Source organism: Rhizomicrobium sp., from assembly GCF_056722145.1.
The window spans coordinates 1-4,091 of record NZ_JBWZET010000104.1; the positions used below are offsets into that span (position 1 = coordinate 1).

The window sequence follows — 4,091 nt, forward strand, 5'->3', positions numbered from 1 at the left end:
CGGCGAGCGAAGTCATCGCCGTCTCGATCGGCCGGCGCGAAGCCGGCGACACGCTTCGTACCGCGCTCGCCATGGGTGCCGACCGCGGCATCCTGGTGATCGCCGACGGCGACGTCGAACCGTTGGCGGTCGCCAAAATCCTCCGAGCGATTTGCGTCGAAGAGCAGCCCGGCCTCGTCCTCGCCGGCAAACAGGCAATCGATGATGATTGCAGCCAGACCGGTCCGATGCTGGCGGCCCTCCTCGACTGGGCGCAAGCGACCCGTGCCCATACGCTCGCGATCGAGGGCGAGACCGCCATCGTCGAACGCGAAATCGACAACGGCCTGCAGACCGTGACGCTGAAACTCCCGGCCGTCGTCACCACCGATCTCAGACTCAACGAGCCGCGCTATGCGTCGCTCCCCGGCCTGATGAAAGCCAAGAAGAAACCGATCGTGGCGAAGACCGCGGCCGCGTACGGCGTCGACACCACGCCGCGACTGACGGTGCTGTCGGTCACCGAACCCGCAGCGCGGCCGGCCGGCATCTAAGTGAAAACGGTCAGCGAGCTGGTCGATCACCTGGCAGCGGCCGGAGTGATCTGATGGCCAGCCTGGTTCTCGCCGAACACGACAACCGCCATCTCGCCGACGCCACGGCCAAAACAGTGACCGCGGCGCTGGCGCTGGGCCACGAGGTGCAGGTGCTGGTCGCCGGTCACAATTGTGCCGCCGTCGCCGCCGCCGCCGCGCGCCTCGCGGGCGTGGCAATGGTGCTCTGTTGCGATGATCCGCTTTACGCCCATGGCTTGCCCGAGCCGCTGACGGCGCTGCTGGTCCCACTCGCTGCCGATTTCGACGCGGTGCTGGCGCCGGCGACCTCGACCGGCAAGGCGGTGCTGCCGCGGCTCGCCGCCCTCCTCGATGTGGCCCAGATTTCCGAGATCACCAAAGTGGTGGCGCCCGACACCTTTGAGCGGCCGATCTATGCCGGCAGCGTCATCCAGACGGTGAAGGCGCCGCCGGGGAAATTGGTGCTCACGGTTCGCGCCACCGCCTTTGCTGCAACCGCAACGAGCGGGCCGGTGCCGATCACGCGCTGCGCCGCCGGACCCGATCCGGGGCTTTCGGCCTTCGTGGGTGAGACACTTTCGCAATCTGGGCGGCCGGAGCTGACCACCGCCAAGATCGTCATCGCTGGTGGCCGCGGGTTGCAGTCGGGCGACAATTTCAAGCTCCTGGAGAAGATTGCCGACCGTCTCAAGGCGGCGATCGGGGCCTCGCGCGCCGCCGTCGATGCCGGTTTCGTGGCCAACGACTGCCAGGTCGGACAGACCGGAAAGGTTGTTGCGCCAGAGCTTTACATCGCGGTCGGCGTGTCGGGGGCGATCCAGCATGTGGCCGGGATGAAGGAGGCCAAGACCATCGTCGCCATCAACCGGGACGAGGAGGCGCCGATCTTCAAGCTCGCCGATGTCGGGCTGGTCGCCGACCTGTTCCAGGTGCTGCCGGAAATCGACGCAGAGTTGGCCAAGCGGGGCTACAATTGAATGCGGCGCGCACCTGGGGTAACCGGTTTCGCGCGCCGGGGGCGCCAACGAGGAATACCATGACCATCGAACGCATCGGAATTGTCGGCGCCGGCCAAATGGGTAGCGGTATCGCCCATGTCCTGGCGCTGGCCGGATACGGCGTCATCGTGGAGGACCTGAACCAGGAGGCGCTCGACAAGTCGCTGGCGCTGATCCGCAAGAACATGAGCCGGCAGGCCGCCCGCGCCCTGATCCAGGATGGCGACATCGAAGCGGCGCTCGGCCGCATCCAGACGGTGGTGGGGCTTGATGGCCTCAAGGACTGCGATCTGGTGATCGAAGCGGCGCTCGAAGACGAAGCGCTGAAGAAGGCGATCTTCCAGGAACTCGCCGCCCTTCTGAAGCCCGAGGCGATCATCGCCACCAACACCTCGTCGATCTCGGTAACGCGGCTGGCCGCCGCCTCGGGCCGCGCCGAACGCTTCATCGGCCTGCACTTCATGAATCCGGTGCCGGTGATGCAGCTGGTAGAGGTGATCCGCGGCATCGCCACCGACGACGCCACCTATCAGGCCGCGCTCGAACTGGTGAAGCGGATCGGCAAGACCGCCGCCTATGCCGAGGATTTCCCCGCCTTCATCGTCAACCGCATCCTGCTGCCGATGATCAACGAGGCGGTCTATACGCTGTACGAAGGCGTCGGCAACGTCGAAGCCATCGACACCGCGATGCGGCTCGGCGCCAACCACCCGATGGGCCCACTGCAGCTCGCCGACTTCATCGGCCTCGACACCTGCCTCGCGGTGATGCAGGTGCTGTATGAGGGCCTCGCCGACTCCAAATATCGGCCCTGCCCACTCTTGGTGAAATACGTCGAGGCCGGCTGGCTGGGGCGCAAAACCGGCCGCGGCTTCTACGACTACCGCAGCGACCACCCGGTGCCGACGCGGTAAGACCTTGATTTTTGCCGCCAGATGTATATCCTTTGGATATACAGATGGAGTGCCATGGTCACGCAAATTGCAAAATGGGGCAATAGCTTAGGCATTCGCGTGCCGCGCGACGTTGCGGCCCGGCTAGGGCTTAGCGAAGGCACCCGTGTCGAGATCGAGGCGCATGCCGACCGTCTCGTGATCACCAAAGCCGCGCGCCGGTTTACCCTCGAAGAACTGCTTGAAGGCATGACGGTGGACCGTCAACATCCCGCCATCGCTGATGACGACCCGCGCGGGTCCGAGGCTTTGTAGCGGCCATGGAGTTACCCGATCGCGGCAGTCTCGTCTGGCTCGAATTCACGCCCCAAGCCGGTCGGGAACAAGCCGGACGGCGGCCGGCGATCGTGCTCACCACCCGCGGGTATCATGAGCGGTCCGAGCTGGCGGTGGTTTGCCCGATCACGACGACGGAACGTGGCTGGCCGATGGAGGTGAAACTGCCGGACGGTTTGCCGGTGTCGGGCGTCGTTCTCGTCGACCAGATACGCAGCGTCGATCGCGAGGCGCGCTTCCTGAAAATCGCCGGCGAGGCGCCGCGCGACGTGCTTGACGCGATTGACGCAAGACTGGCGCCGTTTCTGGGCTTATAGGCAGAGATTCTATTTGGGCTTGATAGCGCGCAAATGCGTCTTCACGCGCACGGTTTTGTACGCACAAAGAGTTCCTTTGATTTTCACTTTCCTGTTGCCACCCTTAACCACTGCCGTGTAGTTGCCTTTGGGTCGCATCTTGTCTCCCTGCTACTTTTCAACCACCTTTTTCAGATACGCCACCGACTCCGGCTTCGACCATTCCGGGGCGCCTTCCGCGCGGGCAATTTCGTTGCCTTCGGGGTCGATCAGGGCGGTCATCGGCAGGCCGTAGCCGCCGAAGGCGCGCAGCAGCTGGGCCTCGCTGTCGACATAGGTGTGCAGCGTGCCGGCGCCGTGCCCGGCCAGGAAGCCCTGGGCGTCGGCCTGGCCTTCGCGGCCGACATCGACCGGCACCACCACAAAGCGGTCCGGCGGCAGCGCGGCCTGCAGGTCGGCGAGTGCCGGCAACTCCTTGACGCAGGGCCCGCACCATGGCGCCCACAGGTTGAGCAGGACGTATTTGCCCTTGAACTGATGCAGATTCACCACCCGCCCGCCGGGGCCGGTAAAGGCCACTTCCGGCGCCGCCTGGGGCTTGTCAGCCAGCTTCAAGGGGCTGAGCGAGGCCGGAGGCGCGTGGACAGTCGTGGCTGTCATCCCATATAGAACGGCCAGCAGCAGCAATGCCGCGCCAGCTAGGGTCGCAAAGACGAGAAGGCGGGGTTTGGTCACGGACGTCTCATGAGCGCGAATAAAATGTGGGGCGGCCGCTTCGAAGGCGGCCCGGCGAAAATCATGGAGGAGTTTACCCCCTCCATCGGCTTCGACCAACGCCTGGCGGGCGAGGATATCACCGGCAGCCGCGCCCATGCGCGCATGCTGGCGAACCAGGGCATCATCACCAAGGCGGATCTCTCCGCCATCCTGGCCGGCCTCGACACGGTGGAAGCGGAGATCCGCGACGGCAAGTTCGAGTTCAAGCGCAGTCTCGAGGACATTCACCTCAACATC

At 65.1% G+C, this 4,091-nt stretch carries 7 protein-coding genes; 6 read left to right on the forward strand and 1 reads right to left on the reverse strand.

What is annotated here, in order from left to right; genetic code table 11:
- The 5 genes from AC1P6P_RS05640 to AC1P6P_RS05660 form a co-directional block, all read left to right on the forward strand.
- Positions 1–533, forward strand: a 533-nt coding sequence (locus tag AC1P6P_RS05640) for an electron transfer flavoprotein subunit beta/FixA family protein (RefSeq protein WP_481401457.1), incomplete at its 5' end; no start/stop codon positions are given.
- Between the two features lie 53 nt (positions 534–586).
- Positions 587–1,531: an electron transfer flavoprotein subunit alpha/FixB family protein gene (locus AC1P6P_RS05645; protein WP_481401458.1), complete on the forward strand. Its 945-nt coding sequence runs from the start codon at positions 587–589 to the stop codon at positions 1,529–1,531.
- 59 nt (positions 1,532–1,590) lie between these two features.
- Positions 1,591–2,466: a 3-hydroxybutyryl-CoA dehydrogenase gene (locus AC1P6P_RS05650; protein ID WP_481401459.1), complete on the forward strand. Its 876-nt coding sequence runs from the start codon at positions 1,591–1,593 to the stop codon at positions 2,464–2,466.
- Positions 2,467–2,520: 54 nt separating this feature from the next.
- A complete protein-coding gene (locus tag AC1P6P_RS05655; RefSeq protein WP_481401460.1) occupies positions 2,521–2,760 on the forward strand; it encodes an AbrB/MazE/SpoVT family DNA-binding domain-containing protein in 240 nt (79 codons plus the stop codon).
- A gap of 5 nt (positions 2,761–2,765) precedes the next feature.
- Positions 2,766–3,098, forward strand: a complete 333-nt coding sequence (locus tag AC1P6P_RS05660; protein WP_481401461.1) for a type II toxin-antitoxin system PemK/MazF family toxin — start codon at positions 2,766–2,768, stop codon at positions 3,096–3,098.
- 150 nt (positions 3,099–3,248) lie between these two features.
- Here AC1P6P_RS05660 and AC1P6P_RS05665 read toward each other — a convergent pair whose 3' ends face one another.
- Positions 3,249–3,812: a TlpA family protein disulfide reductase gene (locus AC1P6P_RS05665; RefSeq protein WP_481401462.1), complete on the reverse strand. Its 564-nt coding sequence runs from the start codon at positions 3,810–3,812 to the stop codon at positions 3,249–3,251.
- A gap of 9 nt (positions 3,813–3,821) precedes the next feature.
- Between AC1P6P_RS05665 and AC1P6P_RS05670 the strand changes: the two genes are divergently transcribed.
- A partial coding sequence (locus tag AC1P6P_RS05670) for a lyase family protein (RefSeq protein ID WP_481401463.1) occupies positions 3,822–4,091 on the forward strand: 270 nt, incomplete at its 3' end.

What these genes read in the sequence shown, in the direction of transcription:
- AC1P6P_RS05645 (WP_481401458.1), top strand. Translation starts at nt 587, where the DNA reads ATGGCCAGCCTGGTTCTCGCCGAACACGACAACCGCCATCTCGCCGAC.
- AC1P6P_RS05650 (WP_481401459.1), top strand. Translation starts at nt 1,591, where the DNA reads ATGACCATCGAACGCATCGGAATTGTCGGCGCCGGCCAAATGGGTAGC.
- AC1P6P_RS05655 (WP_481401460.1), top strand. Translation starts at nt 2,521, where the DNA reads ATGGTCACGCAAATTGCAAAATGGGGCAATAGCTTAGGCATTCGCGTG.
- AC1P6P_RS05660 (WP_481401461.1), top strand. Translation starts at nt 2,766, where the DNA reads ATGGAGTTACCCGATCGCGGCAGTCTCGTCTGGCTCGAATTCACGCCC.